This window comes from Agrobacterium sp. CMT1 (genome assembly GCF_037203725.1).
GTDB lineage: Bacteria > Pseudomonadota > Alphaproteobacteria > Rhizobiales > Rhizobiaceae > Agrobacterium > Agrobacterium pusense.
The window spans coordinates 151,555-175,918 of sequence record NZ_JBBCAR010000016.1 but is presented as its reverse complement, the minus strand read 5'-3'; the positions used below and the strand labels follow the sequence as shown (position 1 = coordinate 175,918).

Below are 24,364 nucleotides of genomic sequence, written 5' to 3'. Positions count from 1 at the left end.
GTCCCCTTGTATTCAAATGCCGCAATGCTCGGATTCGAAGGCAGAATGGCGTTAAAAAGCATATTGTCAACAACCGGATAGCTGCAAATACCTAAGCTTCGCGCGTGTCGCGAAAATTCCATTCGTCATTCCTCTTCGCCTCTCCGGCAGGACCGGGCGGAGTGCGGCTTATAAGCATGAATAGCCGATCCGTGCCGCTTGTTTTACGACAACGCCCGCACCCTTTACGCCGTTCCGCAGCCAAGGTTGAGAGCCATGACGCTGGTTTTACCGCAACGCACAACAAAGGCGTTGACAGCCGATGCGGATGGGCGCTTCTGAAGATATTTTTGACAAAGGACAAACCGCGCCGACCGGACGCGGAAAGTCGGTTTCGGGGTGGCAAACCATGAGCAAGACGGGTTTCATCGGCAAGGCATCGTCCGCCGCAGGCGGTTGGGGCGCACTTAAAAGCGTCGGCAAGCGCCTTCTGGAATCCGGGGCACCGATCTCGGGCGTCCGCACCCTGTTGAAGACCAATCAGCCGGATGGTTTTGACTGTCCCGGTTGCGCCTGGGGCGATCCGGAACACGGCTCCTCTTTCGAGTTCTGTGAAAACGGCGTCAAAGCGGTCTCCTGGGAAGCGACCGAAGCCCGCGTGCTGCCGGCGTTCTTCGCCAGCCACACCGTCTCCGAACTGCGCGGCTGGTCCGATTACGAGTTGGAAAAACAGGGGCGCCTCACCCATCCCATGCGTTATGACCGGATGAGCGACAAATACCTGCCCGTATCGTGGGACGAGGCCTTTACCGAAATCGGCAGCATCCTCAACAATCTCGACAACCCGAACCGGGCTGAATTCTATACGTCCGGCCGCGCTTCCAACGAGGCGGCTTTCCTTTATCAGCTGATGGTGCGGCTTTACGGCACCAATAATTTCCCCGACTGCTCCAACATGTGCCACGAGGCAAGCGGTGTCGGATTGAACGCATCGATCGGTGTCGGCAAGGGAACGGTGCTGCTCGAGGACTTTGAAAAGGCCGACGCGATTTTCGTGATCGGGCAAAACCCTGGCACCAATCATCCGCGCATGCTGGGCGACCTGCGCCGCGCCGCCCTGCGCGGCGCCCGGATCGCCGTCTTCAATCCCATTCGCGAAAAGGGGCTGGAGCGCTTTGCAGACCCGCAGGACAAGATCGAGATGATCAGTGGCGGCAGCACGAAGATTGCCACCAATTATTACCAGCCGCGCCAGGGCGGCGACATGGCGGCGGTGCGCGGCATGAGCAAGGCGGTCTTCGCCGCTGACGACGCCGCAAGGGCGGCGGGCGAACCCGCCATCATCGACTACGACTTCATCGCCGAACATGCAGCGGAGTTCGAGGCCTACCGTGCCGCCGTCGAAGCGACAAGCTGGGAGACCATTCTCGACCAGTCCGGCCTCACCCGCGCGGAGATCGAAGAAGCCGCCCACATCTACATGAAGGCCGGCTCCGTCATCGCGACATGGGCCATGGGCGTCACTCAGCATCGTCACTCGGTCGTCATCGTGCGCGAGATCACCAATTTCATGTTGCTGCGCGGCAATGTCGGTCGTCCCGGTGCGGGCCTTTGCCCCGTGCGCGGTCATTCCAACGTTCAGGGCGACCGCACCGTCGGCATCGATGAAAAAGCACCGCCCGCACTTCTTGATGCGCTGGAAAAGGAACTCGGCGTTACCATGCCGCGCAAGCCCGGCCACAATACGGTGGAGGCTGTGGCGGCCATGCTTGAGGGCAAGGCGCAAGCCTTCGTTGCGCTCGGGGGTAATTTCCTGCGCGCCACGCCCGATAGCCCGCTTATTATCAAGGCATTCGAAAATCAGAAGCTCACCGTCAACATCGCCACCAAGCTCAATCATTCGCATCTCGTGCCGGGCGAAACCTCGTTCGTGCTGCCTTGCCTGGGGCGAACCGAGATCGACCGCAATTCGGCAGGCCGGGCGCAGATCGTCACGGTCGAGGATTCCATGAGCATGGTGCACGGCTCCGGCGGCATCAATCCACCGGCGTCGGACGAATTGCGCTCGGAAGTCGCCATCATCGCCGGCATCGCAGAAGCGACGCTGGGCAGCGGGCCTGTGAACTGGAAAGCGCTCGCTGATGATTACGATCTTATCCGCGACATGATCGAGCGGGTCATTCCCGGCTTCGAGAATTTCAACGAACGCGTTCGCGTGCCGCGCGGCTTCCGTCTGCCCAATAGGGCTGCGGAACGGCAATGGAACACACCGGCGAAAAAGGCGATCTTTTTCAGCGGCCCCCTGCCCGAACAGACCGAACACCAGCAGGCGCTCACGCGCGAGAACCTTTTCGTCCTGCAGACCTTCCGCAGCCACGATCAATACAACACCACGATCTACGGCATGGACGACCGCTATCGTGGCGTTTATGGCGAACGCCACGTCATCTTCATGAACCCGGCGGATATGCAAGCGCTCGGCGCCCATTCCCGCCAGCGTGTCGATGTCGTTGGCGAATATGGCGATGGGGTCGAACGCATCGCACAGAATTTCCGGCTGGTGCCCTACAATATTCCGCGGGGCAGCATCGGCGGTTATTATCCGGAACTGAATGTGCTGGTGCCGCTGTCGAGCTATGGCAAAGACAGTTTTACACCGACGTCTAAATCCGTGCTCGTGTCCGTCCGCCTGCGCCCGGATGCCTCCTGATGAATGAGGAACAATCCGCTGATGCCTTCATGGCTGCGGTGGCACGGGTTCAAGAGCGATCGCAGCCCTTGCTCACATCCACCGGCGCGGCGATACTGATTGCGGTCGACTTCAATATAGCCACCGACAGCCGCGGCATTGCCAACAGGCTGGGTCTTGCACATGCCCTCGTTCTGCGCGAAATCGCCGGTCTGTCACCGCGCTTCGTGCAGGTAACGAGACGCGATGCCCGCACCCAGCGCAGCTTCCTGGAAGCGACAGCGGAGGGAAAGGCGCTCGCTGCCGCCGCCCGGATTTGAAACGAACGGAGCATTTCCTTGGCAATCAGGCCTATCCTGCCCTATCCGCATCCCGGCTTGTCGGAAATCTGCGAGCCGGTCACGGCGTTTGACGGGCAATTGCGGGATCTTGTCAGCGACCTGATCGACACGATGCGCGCCGCCCCGGGTGTCGGCATCACCGCCGCCCATATCGGCGTGAAGCAGCGTGTTTTTGTGTTGGAACTGACGCCGGGGACGGTTCTTACCTACGTCAATCCCGAAATCATCGGCCGCGCCACGCAGACCATGCGACATGTGGAGGGCAGCGTCTCGATGCCGGGCTTCACGGACGAAGTGGAGCGGCCATCCAAGATCGAAGTGAGGTTTCAGGACATCGACGGCACGGAGCACCGTCAGGCCGTCGAGGGATTTCACGCCATCTGCATCCAGCACGAGATTGACCAGCTTGAGGGCATTTTCTGGGTGAAGCGGCTTTCGAAGCTGAAACGCGACCGGCTGGTGAAGAAATGGGAAAAGTCGAGGAAGCCGTAACCGTCAGCTGGTAATCGACAGCACAAATTCCGCATCGCCCTTCAGCGTGTTGCTGACGGTGCAGATATCCTCCGCCCTGTGCGCAAGCGCCAGTCGCTCCGCCGCGTTGAAGTTTCCGGCGATCTCCATCCGAATGTCGAAGCGGATGATGCGATAGGGTTCATCAGCCGATTTCTCGCCGGAGACATCAACACGAACACCCTCGAACAGATCGAGCAGTCCCAAGCCGCTGGCTGCGATGCGGACGCTGAGCGCCAGGCAGGCGGCCAGCGAGGAGTATAAAAGATCGATTGGGTTAAACCCTGGCTCCGAAACCCCCGTGACGATGTCCAGAGCGCCACCGGTGACCGACGACACATGAGGACGGCCAAGCCGCCCCACGCTGACGAAAGCGCCGACCGGCCTCGATTTCATCCTCACGCTCTCGGTCATTCAGAAAATCCTAATTTAATCGCGCGCAATCGACCACATGGAACAAAATACCGGCTGGCGCCTTTTTACTCACGCAACGGTGAACCATCGTTGAATATCGAATTTCAATAGGGAGCTGGGACATATGGTTACATCTACGCTCGTCAGCATTCTGATCACCTTCCTGGTGATTGTGCTTGTCTTGTGGCTCATCGCGCGACTGCCCGTTGGCGGCGGCGCCAAACAGATCGCACAGGTTATCGTCATTATTATCGGCATTATTTCGCTGTTGAAATATCTCGCCGTGTTCTGATTTCCCGGCAAGGCGCAGACGAAAAAAGGCGGTGAAAGCCGCCTCTTTTTTGTTGTCGTCACTGGCGTGGTTCAAACTGGTAAGGTTTTTTCAGCGTGATATCCCGGACGCTGCCTATACCGAGAAAAGGCGTGCCCTCCGGATCGAAGATCGCCCTGCCCTTTGCCGCGATCCATCGGCTAGAGCCGTCAGGCAGGTTGACCTTGTAACGCTGATCGAAAAAGACGCCCGTGGTGATGCTGTCGAAAATGGCCTGTGCCACCCGATCGCGCACCTCAATATCGATCCTTTCCAGAATCTCCTCGATCGTTACCCCGCGTGATGCAACCGGTTCGGAAAATCCATGGCATTCCGCGGTAATCGCATCCATGATCAGCCTGTTGTCGGAAATGCTCCACATGTAATAACCGAGCGCATTGTCTGAATCCGTCTTGTCCCCCTGCACGAAAACCCCCGGATATTATTTCCTGACAAAAGCTAACATCAGACCTCTCATATTCCACCCCTCGTTTTGTGGGGGGAGCAGACGAGCTACCAAAGCGTGCATCAATATCCACCGGAATTTTCCGGCAATCCAAATTGTTGCGCCGTTCTAAAACGGACGACAAATTCCGACGAGGTATCGCAAAAATGCGGGCGTGCGCCTACATGGCTGGGATGACATTTCGAGGAGTTCAAGATGATGCGAGCCGCCCTTACTTTCGGATTGCTGACCGCAACCGTCTTTCTGGCCGGATGCCAGACGTGGCATAGCCCATATCGTGGAAACGAGTGGCGAATGGATCAGGTAATGGATGGGGACCCCTACCGTGTCGGGGACGGACAGCGTTACCGACGCTAGTTCAGTCCGGCCATTCAATTCGGGCGGCGTCGGGTCAATGATTTGCCGCCCGTAATTTTTATAATGCTGACGGCAAGATGAAACACGGTAGCCGAATTGGCTCCGACGCAGCCTGGCGTCTTGTGGGGTCAGGGCTAACCGATTGGCTAAAAAAGAAAAAACCCGCCGAAGCGGGTTTCTTTGGTGCGGTCGAGAAGACTCGAACTTCCACGGGTTGCCCCACAGCGACCTCAACGCTGCGCGTCTACCAATTCCGCCACGACCGCATCGTGGTAGGCGTCGACTTGCGCCGACGGGGGTGCATGTAGCAAAAGGATTTTGGGTGCACAAGAGCGTCGTGACAGTTTTTTGAAATTAAAAATCGCACTGCACCATCCTATATGCAGGAAGCCCGGAAATGCTGGGGTTGCGGCCGTGACGCCATTTTGCGAGAAGGCTGTGGAAAGGACTTTTTCATGCTCACACGCACGGATATCGAGACAAAAATGCTCCCCGCCGCCGGTTCGCCGGCCGTTCGCTGGCGAATCTCCGACGGCCTCGTGCCTTACGAGCAGGCGGTAGAGGAAATGGAGCGCGAGGTTAGCGCCATCGCATCTGGCGAGGCGGATGAACTCGTCTGGCTTCTGGAGCATCCGCCGCTTTATACGGCCGGCACCAGCGCCGATGTGGCCGACCTGATCGAACCGGATCGTTTCCCGGTCTTCGCCACGGGGCGCGGCGGCGAATATACCTATCACGGCCCTGGCCAGCGGGTCGCTTACGTCATGCTTGATCTCAAACGCCGCCGCCAGGATGTCCGCGCCTATGTGGCGGCACTCGAGGATGTCATCATCCGCACGCTTGATAAGATGAATGTGCGTGGCGAGCGGCGGGAGGATCGCGTCGGCGTCTGGGTCAGGCGCCCCGAAAAACCTCTCCTGCCGGATGGCGGCATGGCAGAAGACAAGATTGCCGCACTGGGTATCCGTCTGCGCAAATGGGTGAGTTTTCACGGGCTCGCGATCAATGTCGATCCCGATCTCTCGCACTTCACCGGCATCGTTCCCTGCGGCATCAGCGCCTATGGCGTCACCAGCCTTGTCGATCTTGGATTGCCGGTTATGATCGGTGATGTCGACGTCCTGCTGCGCGAGGCCTTCGAGGAGGTTTTTGGCCCGGCAGTCCCCGAAACCGGCGCTGGCGGCTGACCGCCGCAACCCTTGCCGCAGGCCGGTGTTTGATGCATCGATCAACACAAGAGGAGGAACGATCATGTTCACAACATCCGCTTACGCCTGCGACGACGGTTCTTCACCGATGAAGCTTGCGACCATCAAGCGTCGCGATCCCGGCCCGCGCGATGTCGAAATCGAAATCGAATTCTGTGGCGTCTGCCACTCCGATATCCACACGGCCCGCAGCGAATGGCCGGGCTCTCTTTACCCCTGCGTTCCCGGCCACGAAATCATCGGCCGTGTCGGCCGCGTGGGTTCGGATGTCACCAGGTTCAAGACGGGTGACCGCGTCGGCGTCGGCTGCATCGTGGATAGCTGCCGGCAATGCGCAAGCTGCGCCGAGGGGCTGGAGCAATATTGCGAAAACGGCATGACCGGCACCTATAATTCGCCTGACAAGGCGATGGGCGGCGACGCCCATACGCTTGGCGGTTACTCCGCTCATGTGGTGGTCGATGACCGTTACGTTCTCAACATACCCGAAGGTCTCGATCCGGCCGCTGCCGCACCCCTGCTCTGCGCGGGCATTACCACCTACTCCCCGCTGCGCCACTGGAATGCAGGCCCTGGCAAGCGGGTCGGCGTTGTCGGTCTCGGTGGCCTTGGTCATATGGCGGTGAAGCTCGCCAATGCCATGGGCGCGACGGTGGTGATGATCACGACGTCGCCCGGCAAGGCTGAAGACGCAAAAAAACTCGGCGCCCATGAGGTGATCGTCTCGCGCGATGCGGATCAGATGAAAAAGGCCGCTTCGAGCCTCGACCTCATCATCGATGCCGTCGCCGCCGACCATGACATCAACGCTTATCTTGCCCTGCTGAAGCGAGACGGCGCGCTGGTACAGGTGGGTGCGCCGGAAAAGCCGCTGTCGGTAATGGCGTTCAGTCTCATTCCGGGCCGCAAAACCTTTGCCGGCTCGATGATCGGCGGCATTCCCGAGACCCAGGAAATGCTGGATTTCTGCGCCGAAAAAGGCATCGCCGCCGAAATCGAGATGATCGATATCGATCAGATCAACGATGCTTATGAACGCATGATAAAAAGCGATGTGCGTTATCGTTTCGTCATTGATATGAAGAGCCTGCCGCGCCAGAAGGCCGCCTGACCTGCGAAGGGGGGCAGCCTTTAGCGCCCCCTTCTCTCAATGGACCTTCCGGTCGAAAGCGCTATTCGAACCATGACCAGCCAGACCGGTTTCAGCGATGTCGCCAAGGGCATGACGATCATGGCGACCTGCATGTTCGTGCTGCCCGTCATGGACGCAATAGCCAAATACATGGCCGTGGTCGGCGGCATGTCACCGGCGCAGGTAACCTTCTATCGCTTCTTCTTCCAGGTGGTCTGCACCCTGCCGCTGCTGCTCATGGTCTCACCGAGCGCGCTTTTCAGCGCAAAGCGCCCCTGGATGAACTGCCTGCGCGGCGTATTGCACGCTTCGGCCAGCCTGATGTTCTTCGCCGCAGTCAAATACATGCCGCTTGCCGATGTGTTCGCGATCTATTTCGTAGAACCGTTCATGCTGACGATGATGTCGGCTCTGTTTCTCGGCGACAGGGTCGGCTGGAAGCGGTGGACGGCGATCGTGGTCGGCTTCGGCGGCGCGATGATCGTCATTCAGCCGAGCTTCGAAATCTTCGGCTGGACCTCGCTGCTGCCGGTGGCCTGCGCATTCCTCTACACGCTCTATCTCTTCCTGAACCGAGCCATCGGCGACGCCGACAGCCCGCTTGTGATGCAGACCATGTCGGGCATTGCCGGCACGGTATTCATGGGAGCGGCCCTTCTTGCCGGCGATGCGCTCGGCGACAAGGATTTCGCCGTCTCGCTGCCGCAATCGGGATTGGCCCTGGCTCTGCTCGTGCTGCTAGGATCGATATCCGGCTACATGCATCTGCTGATCGTCAGGGCTTTCAGGCTGGCCCCGCTCTCGCTGCTGGCGCCGTTCCAGTATTTCGAGATCATCTCGGCGACGATCCTCGGTTATGCGCTGTTCTCGGATTTTCCGACGCCGTCGAAATGGCTCGGTATTTTCATCATCGTCGCATCCGGCCTGTTCATCATCTGGCGCGAACGCCAGCAGGCAGGGGCCAATCGGCCGCCGCTCGACGGTCAGTGACGGGCCATGCGATAGCCATCAGGTGCCGGAAGGCAGCGGTCCTTCATCGTGATGATCCTGCGCCTCGACGAGACTGCCGAGCAGCCAGAGAGAGACTTCGGCCGCCTCTCCTGCCGATTTGAAGCGGTATGAACCGCTATATTTCGGCATGTCGAAGAAGGTAACGACGAAACCGTCTCCGCTTTCCAGGCTCTCCACCCGGATCCGCTCGGGATCGATCATCACGCAGACGTAATGAGAACCCATGTTGCGCATGAAGCCGGCCTTGTTGTCGTGCAGCCGCACGAAGGCAGCGCCTCCATCTGCCGTCATGTGCAGGCTTCTGATCGCCTCATTGGGAAAGGCGCGGGCGAAATCCATGATCGCCTGCCCGACATCATGGCTGTTGTCCTCATCCGTCGCCCGCGACATGCGCCAGGCATAAACGGCAAAGACCAAAAGCAGCACGAAAACGATAATCCAGATCGCCATATTCATCCGGAACGCTCCCTCAGCAACCAAACATCATGGGTCGCGAATCGAAACAAAGCGAACCCTGTTCGCTTTGATAGGAAACGAGGCTTGCGCGAAGTATGGCTCCCGCATCGGCGCCAGGAGCGACGATCAGAAGCGCTTGAGGAAAGATGCTTTTGCCAACAGCCATTGCCGACGAAGCTGCGATAATTGCACTTCGCCTTCAAACACGCCCGCGCCAGCCTTTCTCGCGGCCGTTATGACCGGTCCGGAAATGGCGACGGGCAAATAGGCCGCAAAGACGTTGCCCGAAATGCGAGCGCGTCTTGCCTTCTCGATATGATCCAGCGCATGGGCCGCGAACAGTTCGATGGCTATGCCGATCCGCTGTCGGTCCGTGCCTTCCAGGAACGTCTCCCGGTCAAGCCCGGCGGCCGAGAGCATGTCGGCTGGAATATACACCTGACCACGGCGACGGTGCAGTGGCATGAGCAGCAGCATGCCGGCCATGGCCTGCGCCACACCCGCATGTCCGGCCGCTTCCGCGCTTTCCGCGGCCTCTTCCGGAGACAGAACGAGGCTGGCAAGCTGGATCAGCGCCGAAGCCGTTTCCCCTGCATAGCCTTCAAGCGCGTTGCGATCCTCGAAAGGATCGTCATAGAGATCGAAGATGCGCGCCTCGATCATGTTGGAAAGCACCGGTCGCGGCAGTCTGTAACGCTCGATCGTTTCCAGAAGCGCCGACGCGACGGGGTGCGACTGGCTGTCCCCATGGGGACTTCCCTCGAGCAGATCGTGCCACCATTGCATGCGCACCTCACCTGGCAGCGCTTCACGCACGGAATCGCGAATACGCGCAATCTCGGCGTTAAAGGCATAAAGCGCTGCAAGAGCGTTGCGCCTGTCCGCGGGAGACAAAAGACAGGCGAGATAGCGGTCACGATCCGTATCGCGCAGCGTCGCAAGGCAGACGTCGAGATTTTCTGTGGGTGCCATGGTTCCCCGCGCGGAGCGTTACGTCAGCCTTCGACGGCAATCAACGCCGCAGCCACGGCGCGCGATTCCGAAAGCATGATATTGTAGGTGCGTACGGCGGCACCCGTGCTCATCGGATCAATGGAAATGCCCGCTTCCTTGAAAGCCGCGCGCAGCTCCTTCGGCAGAACCCGCATACCATCTCCCGTGCCGATCAGCAGCACTTCGATATCCTGCGCTTCCGCCAGAACCTTTTCGAAATGCCCGACGCTCAGTTCTTTGGCGTCAACGGGCTCCCACCCGTAAATGCCCGAAGGCAGGAGCAGAAGCGAGCCTCGATGCGACATGTCGGCAAAGCGGAAGCCGCCATTGCCATAAGCATCTATGGGCGCCCGGCCGGGAAAATGGGCCGGGCGTATTTCGATCCCGCCGGCCATCAGACGGCAGGCTTGCCGCCGATGGCGTTGCCGGACTTTTCATCCTTCTCGTCTTCCGCATCCTTGCTATCAGGACGAAGCTTGAAGGCGATCAGCACCGGAGCGGCAATGTAGAGCGACGAGAACACGCCGATACCGACACCGAAGAGCATGGCGAAGGTGAAGGAGCGGATGACCTCGCCGCCGAAGAGGTAGAGCGCGAGCAGCGCCAGAAGCACGGTCAAGCCGGTGAGGATGGTGCGCGACAGCGTCTGGTTCAGCGACACGTCGATAATCATCGACAGCGGCATCTTTTTATAGCGCCTGAGGTTTTCGCGGATACGGTCATAGATGACGACGGTGTCATTCAGCGAATAACCGATAATCGTCAGGATCGCCGCGATACTGGTGAGGTTGAACTCTATCCCCAGGAACACGAAGAGGCCGATTGTGAAGACCACGTCGTGCACCATCGAAATGACGGCGCCGAGCGCAAACTGCCATTCGAAGCGAACCCAGATGTAAATCATGATCGCCGTCATGGCGAGCAGGATGCCGATCGTGGAGGTGAAGGTGAGGTCACCGGAAACGGCGGGGCCGACAACTTCAACGCGGCGGAAGTCGTATTTGTCCTCAAGCTCGCCGCGCACCATGGTGATGGCGGATTGCTCGGCATTTTCGCCGCCTTCCTGCGCCTGAATGCGGATGAGAACATCCTGCGGCGTACCGAAATTCTGAGCCTGGATTTCACCCAGGTTGAGCTGGTTCAGACGATCTCGGATATCGGCCAGATCGGCCTCACCCTGCTTGGCACGGACTTCGATGACGGAGCCGCCCTGGAAGTCGATACCGAGGTTCAGGCCCTTGGCGATGAAACCGCCAACGCAGGCAAGCATGATGACGCCGGTGATCATGAACACCACGCGACGGTAGCGCATGAACGGGATGTCGCGACCATCGAACATGGCGGTACGAACGCCCTTCGGCAGATGCTTCGGACGGCTGCGACGAACCCAGTAACCGAACATCCACGCTGTCAGTGTATAGGCCGTGAAGACGGTCGTGATGATACCGACGGCCAGCGTAACCGCAAAGCCCTTGACCGGGCCCGTGCCCATGTAGAAAAGCACGCTCGCCACGATCAGCGTCGTCAGGTTGGCGTCAATGATGGTCGCAAAGGCGCGGGTAAAGCCATTATCCAGTGACTGGATCAGTGGTTTGCCGCTTTTCACCTCTTCGCGTATTCGCTCATAGATCAGAACGTTGGAATCGACAGCCATGCCGATGGTCAGGACGATACCGGCGATACCCGGTAGCGTCAGCGTCGATCCGATCACGCTGAGGACGGCCAGCAGCATGATGACGTTGACCACAAGAGCGATATTCGCCAGCAGGCCGAAGAAGCCATAGAACACGAACATGAAGATGAGGACGCCCACCGCGCCAATGGCGCTTGCCGTCAGACCCGCGGTAATGGAGTCGTTACCGAGGCTCGGACCGACGGTACGCTCTTCAACCACCGTCAGCGTCGCTGGCAGCGCACCGGCGCGCAGCAGCACAGCAAGGTCGTTCGCGCCCTGCACCGAGAAATTACCTGAAATCTGGCCCGAACCGCCAATGATCGGCTCACGGATGACAGGCGCGGAAATGACCTGGTTATCGAGCACGATGGCGAAAGGCTTGCCGACATTCTGCTGCGTCGCCTGCGCAAACCGCTGCGCGCCGCGGCTGTCGAAGCGGAAGGTGACGACGGGTTCATTGGTCTGCTGGTTGAAGCTTGCCTGCGCGTCGACGAGATTGTCGCCGGAAACGAGCGCACGGCGCTCCACGAGATAGGGAACCGGCGGATCGTCCTGCGAATAGAGAACCTCGGACGTCGCTGGCGGACGGCCGTTCATGGCTTCCTGCACCGGCATGGTGGTGTCAACCATGCGGAAGGAGAGCTTTGCCGTCTGGTTGAGAAGTGACTTCAGGCGCTGCGGATCCTGAAGACCAGGCACCTGCACGATGATGCGGTCGGAACCCTGACGCTGGATGAGCGGCTCGGTCGTACCGACTTCGTCAACGCGGCGGCGCACGACTTCGATGGACTGCGAAACGGCTGATGACAGGCGATAATCGATGCCCTCATCCGTGAGATTGAGACGCAGCAGATTGTCGCCACCATCATTCATCGTCACTTCGGTAATGGAGCCGCCGACCAGCGTACCGGCGGATACCGGCTGCGTCAGATCGCGAAGTGCGTTCTTGGCGGCTTCCAGCTGCGCCGGATCGCTGATGCGGACCTGAATCTGCTGGCCGTTGCCCGTCAAGCCCGAATAACGGATGTTGGCATCGCGAAGCTGCGTTCGCACATCGCCCACGATGGTTTCGAGCCGTTCCTTGACGATGTCGGAACGCTCGATCTTGAGCATGATGTGGGAACCGCCCTGAAGGTCGAGACCGAGCGTTACCTTGTTGTCCTTGTACCAGGCGGGCATGCCCTCCAGCTGTTTGTCCGTAAACAGATTGGGAGAGGCGATGACGACGCTTGCCAGCACAAGCAGCCAGATGAAGACTGTTTTCCAACGGGAAAAATGAAGCATTTCGATCTCGGTCAGGGTTGGGGTCGCGCTCTGCGCAACCCGTCAAAATTCGCAATCGGGCATTCGGTTGTCCGGCAGGATCAGGAAGCGGCTTCCGTCTTGACCACTTCGCCCTTCACGCGCACTTCGGCAATGTAAGCACGGGCAGCGCGGATTTTCACGCCTTCGGCGATTTCGACTTCAAGTTCACTGTCATCGATGACCTTGGTCACCTTGCCGACGATGCCGCCGCCGAGAACGACCTGATCACCGCGGCGAATATTGGTCAGCGTTTCCTGGCGCTTTTTCATCTGTGCGCGCTGCGGACGGATGAGGAAAAAATACCAGACCACCATGAGCGGCGCAAACAGGAAAAGCATTTCAAGGCCGGAACCCAGCGCCGACGTGCCGCCCGCTGCGTCCTGGGCAAAAGCTTGACTAATGAACATATAAAACTCCTCAACGATTACGGCACGACCTCGTATGCCGCCCCAGCTTTCAAGCCGCCGGAATATAGTGGGGAACGCCGGGATTGCAACAGATGCAGGGCCCTCGCCGTACCGATTCCGGACCTCTTAACCTTTATGGGCGCCAAACACCATGCTAGGCCGGGCGCAAAACAGACTTTTGAACATCAGACAAGCGGAAGAAACACCATGATTCGAGAAGAAACGGCCTCCCTGCTTCTTTCAGAACTGCGCCGGCTCACCGATGCCGTCGAACGGCTGGCGGGACCGGCGCCCGCCGTAAACGACTGGAATGCGGCGGATTGTTTTGTCTGGGCGCCGCTGAACTCTTTCCTGCAGCCTGTTGCCCGCCCCAACCGCATCGCGTTGAAACTCATCCGCGGCGTCGATCATGTCCGCGACATTCTCCACGAAAACACGCTGCGTTTCGCGGAAGGTTTTGCCGCCAACAACGTGCTGCTGTGGGGTGCGCGCGGCATGGGCAAGTCTTCGCTGGTGAAGGCCGTTCACGAAGATGTGCGTGCGGCAAGCGGTGTTTCGCTCAAGCTGGTGGAAGTGCACCGCGAGGACATCCACACCCTGCCCGCCCTGCTCGACATCCTCAAGGCCTCGGGCCAGCGCGTCATCGTTTTCTGCGACGACCTCTCCTTCGACCATGACGACACCGCCTATAAATCGCTGAAGGCAGCGCTCGACGGCGGCATCGAGGGACGTCCTGACAATGTGCTGTTTTATGCGACCTCCAACCGTCGCCATCTTCTGCCGCGTCACATGATGGAAAACGAGCAGTCCACTGCCATCAACCCATCCGAAGCGGTCGAGGAAAAGGTGTCGCTCTCCGATCGCTTCGGCCTCTGGCTCGGTTTCCACAAATGCGGTCAGGAAGATTATCTGACGATGATCGACAGCTATGCCACGCATTTCGATCTGGGTCTCGACCGCGAGACACTGCATCACGAGGCGTTGGAATGGGCAACCACCCGCGGCGGCCGCTCAGGCCGTGTCGCCTGGCAATATATTCAGGACGCCGCCGGCCGCCTCAGGAAACCGCTCGACAGATAACACCACCGTGACATCGGGCGAAACGCGGTGTCGTTACGACCACACCGCGTGTCGTATTCCCGAACGCCACATCTCCCCTCTCATGGTTTGCTGCACCATGAAGTCATCTGCCCGCGGAGGAGCGGACAGGTACGGTGTTCAAACCATGGAGGAGATGGATATGAGCAGGAACAGAGGCGTCGTCTACATGCGGCCGGGTCAGGTCGAAGTCCGCGACATTGACGACCCGAAGCTTGAAGCGCCGGATGGCCGCCGCATCGAGCACGGTGTCATTCTCAAGGTGATTTCCACCAATATCTGCGGCTCCGACCAGCACATGGTGCGCGGCCGCACCACGGCGATGCCGGGCCTCGTTCTCGGTCATGAAATCACCGGCGAAGTCATCGAGAAGGGCATCGACGTTGAGATGCTGCAGGTTGGCGACATCGTTTCCGTGCCGTTCAACGTCGCCTGCGGCCGCTGCCGCTGCTGCAAGTCGCAGGATACCGGCGTGTGCCTCACGGTGAACCCGTCCCGCGCCGGCGGCGCTTATGGCTACGTTGACATGGGCGGCTGGATCGGTGGTCAGGCGAAATATGTCACCATCCCCTATGCCGATTTCAACCTGCTGAAATTCCCGGATCGTGACAAGGCGATGTCGAAGATCCGCGACCTCACCATGCTCTCCGACATTCTGCCAACCGGCTTCCACGGCGCAGTGAAGGCCGGTGTCGGCGTCGGCTCCACTGTTTATGTCGCCGGTGCCGGCCCGGTCGGCCTCGCGGCTGCCGCCTCCGCCCGCATTCTGGGTGCCGCGGTCGTCATGATCGGCGATTTCAACAAGGATCGTCTTGCCCACGCTGCGAAAGTCGGCTTCGAACCCGTCGATCTCTCGAAGGGCGACCGGCTGGGCGACATGATCGCCGAGATTGTCGGCACCAACGAGGTGGACAGCGCCATCGATGCGGTCGGCTTTGAAGCGCGCGGCCACGCAGGTGGCGAACAGCCGGCGATCGTTCTCAACCAGATGATGGAAATCACCCGCGCCGCCGGCTCGATCGGCATTCCAGGCCTTTATGTCACCGAAGATCCGGGCGCGGTGGATGATGCTGCCAAACAGGGCAGCCTGTCACTGCGTTTCGGCCTCGGTTGGGCGAAGGCGCAATCCTTCCACACCGGCCAGACACCGGTGCTGAAATATAACCGCCAGCTCATGCAGGCGATCCTGCACGACCGCCTGCCGATTGCCGACATCGTCAACGCCAGGATCATTGCGCTCGACGATGCCGTACAGGGCTATGAGAGCTTCGACCAGGGCGCAGCCACCAAGTTCGTGCTCGATCCGCATGGCGACCTGCTCAAGGCGGCCTGACGCCTGCACCGGAAAACCGGTGTAATGAAACCGCCCGCTATAAACGGGCGGTTTTCCATTGGCGCGGAATGTCCCCTGTCGGAGACACTATTTCTCGCCTTCTCCCAGTGCCTCCAGCTCGGCCATTGCCTCGGAAGAAAGATAAGGCCTGAACAGACTGGAGACCTGCCGCAGCCCCCACTCCAGTTGCTGCGACCCGAATTCGCTGACACCTTCCTGCAGATTAAGATAGGACGCCCAATAGGTCGAGACGATCCACAAATTCGTCAAAACCGCCTCGCGCTCCGGTTCGGGAATGTCCACCAGCTCCGCATTCTGCATCCGCGTGACGATGTGGCCGACCGCCAGACGCATGGCGGCGCTTATGGTTCGGACGGGCTCCACCAGCCCCGGTGCCAACGCCACCAGACCGACAAGATCGCGAAAAAGGAAGCGGTAGTTCCAGACGAGAGAGAACCACTGCCGCAGAAAGCCGGCATAAGTCGCCGCAGCCGCCTCGTCCGCTCCGTCAACAGTCGCGACGAGCGCCAGCGCATCGTTTTCGAAGCGGGCGAACAGGGCAAGGACCAGCGATTCCTTGGTGCGGAAATGATAATAGAGATTGCCCTCGTTGATTTTCACATCGCCGGCGATTTCGGCCGTTGTCACACGGTCCGGGCCACGTTCGTTGAAGAGACCGAGTGTAACATCTAGAATTTTTTCACGTGTCAGGGATCGCCCCGGCCGTTTCGCGCCGTTTATCATAGAAATTTCACCCCACCATTGAAAATTAAGGCGTACACCTTAAATTACCGGTATAAGGTAAACACCTTAACAGCATGTTGCCATTGTTCAACGCGCATAAAGGACCCGCAGATGACCGACACCGGCCTTCGCAACCCCTCGCCCGAGGCGATCGGGACACAAACCGTATCGAAGCTCGCCACCGCGCGTCTCGCTCTCTCCATTATCCGCAATCCGTTGAAGGCGTTGCCGCCGGAAATCTTTCATGAACCGGCGGTTTTCACTCGCCTCGGCGATACGATGCGCGTGCATCTCGCCGATCCCGTTTTGATCCACGAGGCTCTGGTCAAGAACGCCCATCTGCTCGGCAAGGGTGAAGATGTGCGGCGCGTCCTCGGCCCGGCCCTCGGTCAGGGACTTCTGACCGCCGACGGGGACAATTGGAAATGGCAACGGCAATCCGTCGCGGGCGCTTTCCGCCACGAAAAGCTGTTGGATCTGCTTCCGGTCATGATCGAGACGGCACGACGCACGGAAGCGCGCTGGCGCTCTCCTTCCATTGGTGACATCGACGTGGGCCACGAAATGATGCGAACCACGTTCGACATCATCGTCGAAACGATGATGTCCGGTGGATACGGAATTGATGTTGCGCGGGTCGAACAGAGCATTACCGATTATCTGAAACCGACAGGCTGGACCTTCGCGCTCACCATGCTGGGGGCGCCGGAATGGCTACCTCATCCCGGCCGGCGCAAGGCCCGGATCGCCGTCGGTTATCTGCGCGAAAGCCTTGCGAAGGTGATTGCCGGACGGCGGAAAAATCCATCCGAAAGGAACGACCTCGTCTCGATGCTGCTGGAGGCCAGGGATCCTGAGACCGGACGCATGATGACCGACACGGAAATCGTCGACAATCTCCTGACATTCATCACGGCCGGCCACGAAACGACGGCGCTCGGTCTCGCATGGACGTTTCACCTTCTGTCGAAGAACCGGGAGACGGAGAGAAAAATTCTCGAGGAAATCGACACCGTCACCGCCGGTGAACCGGTCGCGGCGGAACATATCGCCGGCCTGACCTATACCCGACAGGTGTTCTCGGAAGCTATGCGGCTTTACCCGCCAGCTCCGGTCATTACACGCACTGCGCTTGAAGACTTCAGGCTCGGCGGGCATGATATTCCGGCGGGCACCGTTCTTTACGTGCCCATCTATGCCGTGCACCGCCACTCCGCCTTGTGGGACGAGCCCGAGCGCTTCGATCCGTCGCGCTTCGAACCGGAAAAGGCGAAGGCGCGCCACCGCTATGCCTATATGCCATTCGGGGCGGGACCCCGCATCTGCATCGGCAATGCTTTTGCGATGATGGAAGCCGTCGCGATTCTGGCCGTTCTTCTGCAAGGCCTTCATCTGGAGAACAGGTCAACGGCAACTGCGGCACCGCTGATGCGGGTAACATTGCGGCCGGAAAGTCGCCTGACGATGCGGATCGTGCAACGGAAAAACAAATCGCCCGCGGCGTGAACCACCGCGGGCGATGAATGGAGGCCCCATGGGTCACCAAACGGTGACGATCACAGGTCGACGTCGAGGATCGCCATCGAGAAATTGTAGGAACGGTCGCCGTCTTCGTCATCGATGTAAACGACGCCGAGAAACTCTTCGCCAAGATACACTTCGGCGGAATCGTCCTTGCGTGGACGCGCCTTGACCACCATCGTCGGGTTGAAGGTACGCTTGAAGTAGGCGTCGAGTTTTTTGATTTCGTCGGCTTTCACCACTATTCTCCTGTGCGGTTCGCGTTGGCCCGCTTTTGGCATGGGACAAAGGCCAAAGTAAAGTGAAAGCGGCAGGTCATCCGTGTCTTCCACACGGACGACGGCAAAAACCCGGCCACCTGTCAACGCGACAGTGCCGCTCAGATATCGGCTCCGATGAGCTGGTCCATCAGGCGCGAGGGTTCAGAACACCCTGCTTCTCCCACCACCCGCGCCGGCACGCCGGCAACCGTGGTCTTCGGCGGAACCGGCTTCAGCACTACAGATCCTGCGGCGATGCGCGAGCAGCTGCCGATTTCGATATTGCCGAGGATTTTCGCCCCCGCGCCGATCATCACACCGTTGGCGATCTTCGGGTGACGGTCCGCCCCTTCCTTGCCGGTGCCGCCGAGGGTGACGCCATGCAGGATGGAGACATTATCGCCGATGACTGCCGTTTCGCCGACCACCAGCCCGGTGGCGTGGTCGAGGAAGATGCCCTTGCCGATGCGTGCTGCGGGGTTGATATCGGTCTGGAAAATGCTCGAAGACCGGCTCTGCAGATAAAGCGCGAAATCCTTGCGGCCTTTCTGCAGCAGCCAGTGGGCAAGCCTATGGGTCTGGATGGCCTGGAAACCCTTGAAATAAAGCAGCGGTTCCATGAAGCGCGTGCAGGCCGGATCGCGATCGTAAACGGCCTGGATGTCGACACGGAGAACGCTTCCCCATTCCGGCCAGTCATCCAGCATGTCCTGGAAGGTCTGACGCAACAGCACGGCCTGTATGTCCGGATGGTCGAGAAGTTCGCAGATACGGTAGATCACACATTCTTCGAGAGACCGGTGGTTGAGGATCGTCGAATAAAGAAAGGCTGAAAGCAGCGGATCCTGTGCAGCGGCGCTGCGCGCTTCATGCAGCAGGCTGCCCCAGATCGGGTCGACGATCGCCAGCTGTTCAGGCTGACGGGCCTCGGTACGTGCGACCATGAACGGTCTCCTCGTTTGCAGTGGTCGTTCTTTATACAGAAAAAGACGTGCATTAGAAATGGGATTCGAATGACGACTTTAAAGGCGGCACGGCTTCAGTTTTTCTTCATGCAGCTTGAAAAACCGTTTCTTGCCGAACTGCGCTTTGCCGCGCTTCTGCGCGGAAAGCCTGCACGGTTTTTCCTCGAAAATGCGTCAACTCAGAACGAACGGTAGAAATCCAGCACCGCCGCCTTGAACACGCGGTCGCCGACGGCCAGCATGTGGTCGCGGCCGGGAATGTCGATCGCCCGCGCGTGCGGCATGATGGCAGCGAGCTCTTCACCGGAGCCGGCAATATCGTCCTTCGTTCCGACCGCGATCAGCGTCGGCGCATCTATCTTTGCCGCCTGGTCGCGTGTGACGAGAACCCGCGATGTCTCGATGCAGGCGGCAAGCGCCAAGCGGTCGCTTTTCGTCTGATCGGCAAAGGCTCGGAACATGCGGCCGCGCTCATGGGTCACGACATCGAGCGAAGGCGCGAGAAGCGCCTCTGCGATCGGGTCCCAGTCGCCCACACCTTCGACCATGCCGATACCGAGCCCGCCGAAGACCAGAGAACGCACGCGCTCGGGATGCGCCATGGCCAGGAAGGCGGAAATGCGTGCACCCATGGAGTAACCCATCACATGCGTCTCTGCGATGCCGAGATGGTTGAGCAGCGCCACCGCATCTTCGGCCATGACGGACGGATAATAGGCCTCCGTATCATGCGGCTTGTCGCTTGCGCCATGGCCGCGATTATCGATGGCGATCACCCGGTAGCCGGCATCTCCCAGCGTCTTCAGCCAGCCGGGATGGACCCAGTTGACGTTGGCGCTGGATGCAAAGCCATGGATGAGCAAAACCGGGTCTCCCGCCGGATCGCCTTCGTCAAAATAAGCGAGGCGAAGGCCGTCATGGAAAAAATCGGAAAACTGCGGCGTGTTGAGATTCATCAAGGACATCCTTTTTGCCGGACCATATGGCAGGAATCAGTAATGTTGAACATGTTTTGCTGACGATTTTTATGGAGATGCAATGCGTTTGAGGCTACATATCCGCAACGACGAGCCGGCATGCGAAGACGGATTGCGGCTCTACAACGATATTGCATTTGGAGACGAACATGGCCGGGCATACCATTCCCCACTTCCAGAACGATGGCGGACACCGCATGATCGAGATCGGCGTCAAGGAATTCATGTGCACCGGCGCTTCCGTTCCTTACGATCATCCGCATATCTTCATCGATATGGGCGACGACAATGAGAAGGTCTGTTCCTACTGCTCCACCCTTTATCGCTACAATCCGTCGCTGAAGGCCGAGCAGACCAATCCTCCGGGCTGCGTTTTCCACGTGAAGGCTGCCTGACCTCCACTTTTCCTGATCGGGGCGCATCATGCCCATAAAATCCGTAGCCATTATCGGTGCCGGCATTGCCGGTCTCACCGCTGCCCTTTCTTTTGCCCGGCGCGGTATAGACTGCGACATCATCGAACAGGCCGGCGAACTGACGGAAGTGGGCGCCGGCCTGCAGATTTCGCCCAATGCCGCCCGCATTCTCGCCACGCTTGGCGTGCTGCCTGCCATAGAGGCGCGCTGGACCGAGCCCGTCAGTGTCGAACTCGCCTCCGGAAAATCGCTCGCAACGCTGCTCTCCCTGCCTGTGGGCGCGGTGGCGCGTACACGCTGGGGCGCACCCTATGGCGTGCTGCACCGCTCCACCCTGCAAAGCGCACTTCTCCAGACGGTGACAGATAATCCGCTATGCCGGTTGCATCTCGGCAAACGCATCGAGAACGCGACGGCCGATGTGATTGCCGCAACCACATTCCGCGACCATGATCTGATTGTCGGCGCGGACGGTGTCTGGTCGGCGGCCCGCTTTGCCGTTCCTGCCGCTCCCACCGCCACCTTCTCCGGCAATGTCGCCTGGCGCTTCACCGTTGCCGCCAATGCCGTGCCGTCGGCCATCAACAAAAGCGCCGTCACGGCCTATCTCGGCTCGGGTGGCCATATCGTCGCCTATCCGCTGAAAGAAGTCGGCGGTTTCAACATCGTCGCCATCGCGCTTGGCGCCGATCCCGGCGCGACGTGGCGGGCGGAATCGAGCGGGCGGCAGAAAGCCCTGCTTCTTGAACAGTTTCGCGGCTTCAGCCCTGACATCGTCCGGTTGCTCGATTCGTCCGAAAACCCGACCTTCTGGCCGCTTTATCAGGCCGGCCCCGGCCGCTGGCACAATGGCCGGGACACGGTGCTGATCGGCGACGCAGCGCATGCCATGATGCCGTTCGCCGCCCAGGGGGCAGCCATGGCGATCGAGGATGCGTTTGAACTCGCGGGAACCATGGCGGGCAGCGATGCTGCAGCCACCCTGCCCGCGCCGCAGGCTCTTGCCGCCTTCGAGGCCCTGCGCCTGCCGCGCATAGAAAAGGCCCGCAAGCGGGCCTCTCTCAATCGTTTTGCCTATCACGCCACAGGCCCGGTGCGTATCGCGCGGGACTTCGTGTTTTCCACGCGTCCCACCGACGCCTTCCTGAAGGACTTCGACTGGCTCTACGGCTATCGCGCCAAGGGCTGAGATCAAACCGCGGCCGCGGCTGCAAAGCCGGCCTCGAGGTCCTTCTTGAGATCGGCGACATCCTCAAGCCCGATCTGCAGGCGGATGACCGGTCCCTCCGAGGGACCCTTGGCGATGGTCCTGTCGACAAGCGAGACCGAAACGGCAAGCGATTCGTAGCCGCCCCAGGAGTAACCGAGCCCGAAAAAGGTCAGCGCATTCAGGAACGCGGCCGCCGTCTGCTTGTATCTGCCTTCTTCCGCCTTCAGCACGAAGGAGAAGACGCCGCTTGCTCCCTTGAAATCGCGCTTCCACAGATCATGCCCTGCAAAGCTCGGCAGCGCCGGATGCAGCACGCGCACGACGTCGTCCCGGCTCTCCAGCCATGTGGCGATGTCGAGCGCGCTTTTCTGATGGTGCGCCAGCCTGATTCCCATCGTGCGCATGCCGCGCAGGATCTGATAGGCATCGTCCGAAGTGACGCAGATCCCGAGATTGGTATTGGCCTGATAAAGCGCCTTCCAGTGCTTTTCATTGGCCGAGACGAAGCCCATCAGCACATCCGAATGGCCCGAGGGATATTTGGTGGCAGCGTGGATGGAAACATCGACGCCAAAATCCAAAGGTTTGAAATAAAGCGGCGTCGCCCAGGTATTGTCCATCGTCACAACGCAATCATGCCGATGAGCGATATCGCTGATCAGCCTGACATCCTGAATCTCGAAGGTGTTGGAACCCGGCGCTTCCAGATGCACCAGCTTCGTGTTCGGCCGGATGAGAGCCTCTATGCCCTCCCCGATGGCCGGATCGTAATATTCCACTTCGACACCCAGCTTCTTCAGCATCATATTGCAGAAGCGACGTGTCGGAAAATAAACGGAATCGACGATCAGCGCGTGGTCGCCAGCGCCGAGATAGGCAAGGAACGGGACCGTGATGGCCGCAAGGCCCGAAGGCACGAGAATGGTTCCGGCAGACCCTTCCAGCTCATTGACAAGATTGCAGAGCGCATCGGTCGTCGGCGTGCCGTGGGTGCCATAGGTATATTTCTGGTTTTCGGTCGAAAGCGTCTCCGCGTCGGGAAAAAGCACCGTCGAGCCACGCACGATTGGCGGATTGACGAAACCGAAACAGTCCGCGGGATCATTGCCGCCATGGGTGAGGCGCGTATTCACACCTGCGGCGGAAAGCAGGTCATTTGTCTTGGTCATTTCAGATCAGCTTTCGGAGGAACATTGACGCGTGCGACAATGCTGAGAGCGAACCGCAAGGTCAAGTCCCGCTAGGACGCAACAACCGCCGGGATTGATCCATCGCCAGCCAGAATACAACAAGTATACAAATACTGTGCAAGTGCAAATTTCCGCAAAAATATGCTTATATTTTCACCCTTTGCACACTTCACGACCAAATTTTGGAAAATTCCGTTTTATAGGCACAATTATTGCCCGCACGTCTTGACCCCGCTGCCAATTGCGATTGTGATAGAAAAAGCGGATCGAAAAGATCTCGCTGAAGGGGGAGCTGGGGCAGAACAAACATGCCGGTCCTCTTCCAAGTGACGATAACAAACAAAGGTTGGGAAAAATGAAAAAGGCAATTCTGTCGGCCGCCATCGGCGCAGCAGTTTTGGGAGGAGCCTCGGTCGCTTCGGCTGCGACGCTTCAGGATGTGAAGGGCAAGGGTTTCGTCACCTGCGGCGTCAGCGCCGGCATTCCGGGATTCTCCAATCCCGATGACAAGGGCGAGTGGTCCGGTATCGACGTGGACTATTGCCGTGGTATTGCCACAGCGGTTTTCGGCGATCCTTCGAAGGCCAAGTTCGTCGCACTTTCGAGCAAGGACCGATTCCCGGCTCTCCAGTCCGGTGAAGTCGACGTTCTGACCCGTAACACCACCTGGACGATCAGCCGCGACACGTCGCTGGGCTTCAACTTCCGTACCGTCAACTATTACGACGGCCAGGGCTTCATCGCCAAGAAGAGCCTCAACGTGAAGTCCGCTCTCGAGCTTTCCGGCGCCGCCGTCTGCGTACAGACCGGCACGACCACGGAGCTCAACCTCGCCGACTACTTCAAGACCAACAATCTGCAGTACAACCCGGTGGTTTTCGAAAAGGAAGCCGACGCGACCTCTGCTTATGATGCCGGCCGTTGCGACGTCTACACCACTGACCAGTCGGGCCTTTACGCGATCCGCCTGAAGCTGAAGAACCCGGAAGAAAACATCGTTCTGCCTGAAGTCATCTCCAAGGAGCCGCTTGGTCCGGCCGTTCGCCAGGGTGACGACCAGTGGTTCGACATCGTCAGCTGGGTTCATTACGCCATGGTCAATGCCGAAGAACTTGGCATCACCTCCAAGAACGTCGACGAGCAGAAGAACAGCGCAAATCCGGACGTGAAGCGCCTGCTCGGCACGGAAGAAGGCACCAAGATCGGTACCGATCTCGGCGTGACCAATGACTGGGCCTACAACATCATCAAGCTGGTGGGCAACTACGGCGAAGTCTTCGACCGCAACGTCGGCGCCGGCTCGCCTCTGAAGATCGAGCGCGGCCAGAACGCGCTCTGGACCAAGGGCGGCCTGCAATACGCACCGCCGGTCCGTTGATCGGCCCCATCATCGGCTA

General features: G+C 59.4%; 26 protein-coding genes and 1 tRNA gene. 14 read left to right on the top strand and 13 right to left on the bottom strand.

All coding sequences use genetic code 11. From position 1 onward, the window contains the following. Positions 1 to 388 precede the first annotated feature (388 nt). From WA845_RS18920 to WA845_RS18910, 3 genes are read left to right on the top strand one after another with little or no spacing between them, the layout of a single operon-like run. Positions 389 to 2,689 (top strand): FdhF/YdeP family oxidoreductase, encoded by a 2,301-nt coding sequence (locus WA845_RS18920; protein WP_112554650.1) that lies wholly within the window; start codon positions 389 to 391, stop codon positions 2,687 to 2,689. After that, positions 2,689 to 2,988, top strand: coding sequence for a hypothetical protein (locus tag WA845_RS18915; protein ID WP_006697425.1), 300 nt, complete (start codon positions 2,689 to 2,691; stop codon positions 2,986 to 2,988). The genes WA845_RS18920 and WA845_RS18915 overlap by 1 nt, the downstream gene beginning before the upstream one ends. An 18-nt stretch (positions 2,989 to 3,006) precedes the next feature. Further along, a complete protein-coding gene (locus WA845_RS18910; RefSeq protein ID WP_112554403.1) occupies positions 3,007 to 3,501 on the top strand; it encodes a peptide deformylase in 495 nt (164 codons plus the stop codon). 3 nt (positions 3,502 to 3,504) lie between these two features. On the opposite strand, the gene WA845_RS18905 is transcribed toward WA845_RS18910, so the two are convergent. Then, entirely contained in the window at positions 3,505 to 3,933 is a 429-nt protein-coding gene (locus tag WA845_RS18905; RefSeq protein ID WP_112554405.1) for an OsmC family protein, read from the bottom strand. Between the two features lie 124 nt (positions 3,934 to 4,057). On the opposite strand from WA845_RS18905, the gene WA845_RS18900 reads away from it, so the two are divergent. Then, on the top strand, positions 4,058 to 4,225 hold the full coding sequence (locus WA845_RS18900; RefSeq protein ID WP_003502827.1) for a Thivi_2564 family membrane protein: 168 nt from the start codon (positions 4,058 to 4,060) through the stop codon (positions 4,223 to 4,225). A 58-nt stretch (positions 4,226 to 4,283) separates the two neighbouring features. Here WA845_RS18900 and WA845_RS18895 read toward each other — a convergent pair whose 3' ends face one another. Together WA845_RS18895 and WA845_RS18890 are read right to left on the bottom strand one after the other, a co-directional pair. Next, a complete protein-coding gene (locus WA845_RS18895) occupies positions 4,284 to 4,670 on the bottom strand; it encodes a PAS domain-containing protein (RefSeq protein WP_072494388.1) in 387 nt (128 codons plus the stop codon). A gap of 577 nt (positions 4,671 to 5,247) precedes the next feature. Further along, positions 5,248 to 5,332: transfer RNA gene (locus WA845_RS18890), tRNA-Leu, on the bottom strand. Positions 5,333 to 5,521: 189 nt separating this feature from the next. Here WA845_RS18890 and lipB point away from each other — a divergent pair. The 3 genes from lipB (at position 5,522) to WA845_RS18875 (ending at position 8,396) form a co-directional block, all read left to right on the top strand. Continuing rightward, a complete protein-coding gene (gene lipB / locus WA845_RS18885) occupies positions 5,522 to 6,253 on the top strand; it encodes a lipoyl(octanoyl) transferase LipB (protein WP_107340669.1) in 732 nt (243 codons plus the stop codon). Positions 6,254 to 6,317: 64 nt separating this feature from the next. Continuing rightward, on the top strand, positions 6,318 to 7,385 hold the full coding sequence (locus WA845_RS18880) for an NAD(P)-dependent alcohol dehydrogenase (protein ID WP_035208785.1): 1,068 nt from the start codon (positions 6,318 to 6,320) through the stop codon (positions 7,383 to 7,385). 72 nt (positions 7,386 to 7,457) lie between these two features. Beyond that, positions 7,458 to 8,396 carry a DMT family transporter gene (locus tag WA845_RS18875; RefSeq protein WP_004441900.1) on the top strand — a complete coding sequence of 313 codons (939 nt, stop codon included), beginning with the start codon at positions 7,458 to 7,460 and terminating at the stop codon, positions 8,394 to 8,396. 18 nt (positions 8,397 to 8,414) lie between these two features. Here WA845_RS18875 and WA845_RS18870 read toward each other — a convergent pair whose 3' ends face one another. The 5 genes from WA845_RS18870 to yajC all read right to left on the bottom strand — a co-directional run bounded on the left by WA845_RS18870 (position 8,415) and on the right by yajC (position 13,253). Further along, a complete protein-coding gene (locus WA845_RS18870) occupies positions 8,415 to 8,873 on the bottom strand; it encodes a hypothetical protein (protein ID WP_004441904.1) in 459 nt (152 codons plus the stop codon). 126 nt (positions 8,874 to 8,999) lie between these two features. Beyond that, the gene (locus WA845_RS18865; RefSeq protein ID WP_112554407.1) at positions 9,000 to 9,845 is read right to left on the bottom strand and encodes a squalene/phytoene synthase family protein; all 846 of its coding nucleotides are present in this window, start codon (positions 9,843 to 9,845) and stop codon (positions 9,000 to 9,002) included. A gap of 23 nt (positions 9,846 to 9,868) precedes the next feature. Further along, on the bottom strand, positions 9,869 to 10,261 hold the full coding sequence (locus WA845_RS18860; RefSeq protein ID WP_022556191.1) for an Mth938-like domain-containing protein: 393 nt from the start codon (positions 10,259 to 10,261) through the stop codon (positions 9,869 to 9,871). After that, positions 10,261 to 12,825: a protein translocase subunit SecDF gene (gene secDF, locus WA845_RS18855; RefSeq protein WP_004441909.1), complete on the bottom strand. Its 2,565-nt coding sequence runs from the start codon at positions 12,823 to 12,825 to the stop codon at positions 10,261 to 10,263. Before secDF ends, WA845_RS18860 begins: the two co-directional genes overlap by 1 nt. Positions 12,826 to 12,905: 80 nt before the next feature. Beyond that, on the bottom strand, positions 12,906 to 13,253 hold the full coding sequence (gene yajC / locus WA845_RS18850; protein ID WP_004441911.1) for a preprotein translocase subunit YajC: 348 nt from the start codon (positions 13,251 to 13,253) through the stop codon (positions 12,906 to 12,908). 207 nt (positions 13,254 to 13,460) lie between these two features. Between yajC and WA845_RS18845 the strand changes: the two genes are divergently transcribed. Both WA845_RS18845 and fdhA read left to right on the top strand, forming a co-directional pair. Continuing rightward, complete coding sequence (locus WA845_RS18845) at positions 13,461 to 14,333, top strand: ATP-binding protein (protein WP_045534977.1); 873 nt, start codon at positions 13,461 to 13,463, stop codon at positions 14,331 to 14,333. A 160-nt stretch (positions 14,334 to 14,493) separates the two neighbouring features. Continuing rightward, positions 14,494 to 15,684 (top strand): formaldehyde dehydrogenase, glutathione-independent, encoded by a 1,191-nt coding sequence (fdhA, locus tag WA845_RS18840; protein WP_004441915.1) that lies wholly within the window; start codon positions 14,494 to 14,496, stop codon positions 15,682 to 15,684. Between the two features lie 87 nt (positions 15,685 to 15,771). On the opposite strand, the gene WA845_RS18835 is transcribed toward fdhA, so the two are convergent. Further along, complete coding sequence (locus tag WA845_RS18835; protein WP_112554409.1) at positions 15,772 to 16,428, bottom strand: TetR/AcrR family transcriptional regulator; 657 nt, start codon at positions 16,426 to 16,428, stop codon at positions 15,772 to 15,774. Between the two features lie 111 nt (positions 16,429 to 16,539). On the opposite strand from WA845_RS18835, the gene WA845_RS18830 reads away from it, so the two are divergent. Then, positions 16,540 to 17,934 (top strand): cytochrome P450, encoded by a 1,395-nt coding sequence (locus tag WA845_RS18830; RefSeq protein WP_112554411.1) that lies wholly within the window; start codon positions 16,540 to 16,542, stop codon positions 17,932 to 17,934. A gap of 50 nt (positions 17,935 to 17,984) precedes the next feature. Here the strand turns inward: WA845_RS18830 and WA845_RS18825 are convergent, their stop codons facing one another. Both WA845_RS18825 and cysE read right to left on the bottom strand, forming a co-directional pair. After that, positions 17,985 to 18,188, bottom strand: coding sequence for a DUF3126 family protein (locus WA845_RS18825; RefSeq protein ID WP_003524869.1), 204 nt, complete (start codon positions 18,186 to 18,188; stop codon positions 17,985 to 17,987). 140 nt (positions 18,189 to 18,328) lie between these two features. Further along, positions 18,329 to 19,153 carry a serine O-acetyltransferase gene (gene cysE, locus WA845_RS18820; RefSeq protein ID WP_004441918.1) on the bottom strand — a complete coding sequence of 275 codons (825 nt, stop codon included), beginning with the start codon at positions 19,151 to 19,153 and terminating at the stop codon, positions 18,329 to 18,331. A gap of 69 nt (positions 19,154 to 19,222) precedes the next feature. Between cysE and WA845_RS18815 the strand changes: the two genes are divergently transcribed. Next, a complete protein-coding gene (locus WA845_RS18815; RefSeq protein WP_160200347.1) occupies positions 19,223 to 19,369 on the top strand; it encodes a hypothetical protein in 147 nt (48 codons plus the stop codon). Here WA845_RS18815 and WA845_RS18810 read toward each other — a convergent pair. After that, entirely contained in the window at positions 19,354 to 20,130 is a 777-nt protein-coding gene (locus WA845_RS18810; RefSeq protein ID WP_004441923.1) for an alpha/beta fold hydrolase, read from the bottom strand. The two genes, WA845_RS18815 and WA845_RS18810, sit on opposite strands and share 16 nt — an antisense overlap. Positions 20,131 to 20,300: 170 nt before the next feature. On the opposite strand from WA845_RS18810, the gene WA845_RS18805 reads away from it, so the two are divergent. Together WA845_RS18805 and WA845_RS18800 are read left to right on the top strand one after the other, a co-directional pair. Beyond that, complete coding sequence (locus WA845_RS18805) at positions 20,301 to 20,546, top strand: zinc-finger domain-containing protein (protein WP_004441925.1); 246 nt, start codon at positions 20,301 to 20,303, stop codon at positions 20,544 to 20,546. A gap of 28 nt (positions 20,547 to 20,574) precedes the next feature. Then, positions 20,575 to 21,756 (top strand): FAD-dependent monooxygenase, encoded by a 1,182-nt coding sequence (locus WA845_RS18800; protein WP_112554413.1) that lies wholly within the window; start codon positions 20,575 to 20,577, stop codon positions 21,754 to 21,756. 2 nt (positions 21,757 to 21,758) lie between these two features. Here WA845_RS18800 and WA845_RS18795 read toward each other — a convergent pair whose 3' ends face one another. Then, the gene (locus tag WA845_RS18795; protein WP_112554415.1) at positions 21,759 to 22,946 is read right to left on the bottom strand and encodes a cystathionine beta-lyase; all 1,188 of its coding nucleotides are present in this window, start codon (positions 22,944 to 22,946) and stop codon (positions 21,759 to 21,761) included. 376 nt (positions 22,947 to 23,322) lie between these two features. Here WA845_RS18795 and WA845_RS18790 point away from each other — a divergent pair, with 376 nt between their 5' ends. Further along, positions 23,323 to 24,345: an amino acid ABC transporter substrate-binding protein gene (locus tag WA845_RS18790; RefSeq protein ID WP_004441929.1), complete on the top strand. Its 1,023-nt coding sequence runs from the start codon at positions 23,323 to 23,325 to the stop codon at positions 24,343 to 24,345. Positions 24,346 to 24,364 lie beyond the last annotated feature (19 nt).

Coding starts and splice junctions, on each gene's coding strand:
- WA845_RS18795 (WP_112554415.1), bottom strand. CDS start 22,946: ATGACCAAGACAAATGACCTGCTTTCCGCCGCAGGTGTGAATACGCGC.
- WA845_RS18870 (WP_004441904.1), bottom strand. CDS start 8,873: ATGAATATGGCGATCTGGATTATCGTTTTCGTGCTGCTTTTGGTCTTT.
- cysE (WP_004441918.1), bottom strand. CDS start 19,153: ATGGTCGCACGTACCGAGGCCCGTCAGCCTGAACAGCTGGCGATCGTC.
- lipB (WP_107340669.1), top strand. CDS start 5,522: ATGCTCACACGCACGGATATCGAGACAAAAATGCTCCCCGCCGCCGGT.
- WA845_RS18800 (WP_112554413.1), top strand. CDS start 20,575: ATGCCCATAAAATCCGTAGCCATTATCGGTGCCGGCATTGCCGGTCTC.
- WA845_RS18865 (WP_112554407.1), bottom strand. CDS start 9,845: ATGGCACCCACAGAAAATCTCGACGTCTGCCTTGCGACGCTGCGCGAT.
- WA845_RS18845 (WP_045534977.1), top strand. CDS start 13,461: ATGATTCGAGAAGAAACGGCCTCCCTGCTTCTTTCAGAACTGCGCCGG.
- WA845_RS18860 (WP_022556191.1), bottom strand. CDS start 10,261: ATGGCCGGCGGGATCGAAATACGCCCGGCCCATTTTCCCGGCCGGGCG.
- secDF (WP_004441909.1), bottom strand. CDS start 12,825: ATGCTTCATTTTTCCCGTTGGAAAACAGTCTTCATCTGGCTGCTTGTG.
- WA845_RS18905 (WP_112554405.1), bottom strand. CDS start 3,933: ATGACCGAGAGCGTGAGGATGAAATCGAGGCCGGTCGGCGCTTTCGTC.
- WA845_RS18805 (WP_004441925.1), top strand. CDS start 20,301: ATGGCCGGGCATACCATTCCCCACTTCCAGAACGATGGCGGACACCGC.
- WA845_RS18920 (WP_112554650.1), top strand. CDS start 389: ATGAGCAAGACGGGTTTCATCGGCAAGGCATCGTCCGCCGCAGGCGGT.
- WA845_RS18810 (WP_004441923.1), bottom strand. CDS start 20,130: ATGAATCTCAACACGCCGCAGTTTTCCGATTTTTTCCATGACGGCCTT.
- WA845_RS18880 (WP_035208785.1), top strand. CDS start 6,318: ATGTTCACAACATCCGCTTACGCCTGCGACGACGGTTCTTCACCGATG.
- WA845_RS18915 (WP_006697425.1), top strand. CDS start 2,689: ATGAATGAGGAACAATCCGCTGATGCCTTCATGGCTGCGGTGGCACGG.
- WA845_RS18875 (WP_004441900.1), top strand. CDS start 7,458: ATGACCAGCCAGACCGGTTTCAGCGATGTCGCCAAGGGCATGACGATC.
- WA845_RS18790 (WP_004441929.1), top strand. CDS start 23,323: ATGAAAAAGGCAATTCTGTCGGCCGCCATCGGCGCAGCAGTTTTGGGA.
- WA845_RS18835 (WP_112554409.1), bottom strand. CDS start 16,428: ATGATAAACGGCGCGAAACGGCCGGGGCGATCCCTGACACGTGAAAAA.
- WA845_RS18900 (WP_003502827.1), top strand. CDS start 4,058: ATGGTTACATCTACGCTCGTCAGCATTCTGATCACCTTCCTGGTGATT.
- WA845_RS18830 (WP_112554411.1), top strand. CDS start 16,540: ATGACCGACACCGGCCTTCGCAACCCCTCGCCCGAGGCGATCGGGACA.
- WA845_RS18815 (WP_160200347.1), top strand. CDS start 19,223: ATGACGACTTTAAAGGCGGCACGGCTTCAGTTTTTCTTCATGCAGCTT.
- fdhA (WP_004441915.1), top strand. CDS start 14,494: ATGAGCAGGAACAGAGGCGTCGTCTACATGCGGCCGGGTCAGGTCGAA.
- yajC (WP_004441911.1), bottom strand. CDS start 13,253: ATGTTCATTAGTCAAGCTTTTGCCCAGGACGCAGCGGGCGGCACGTCG.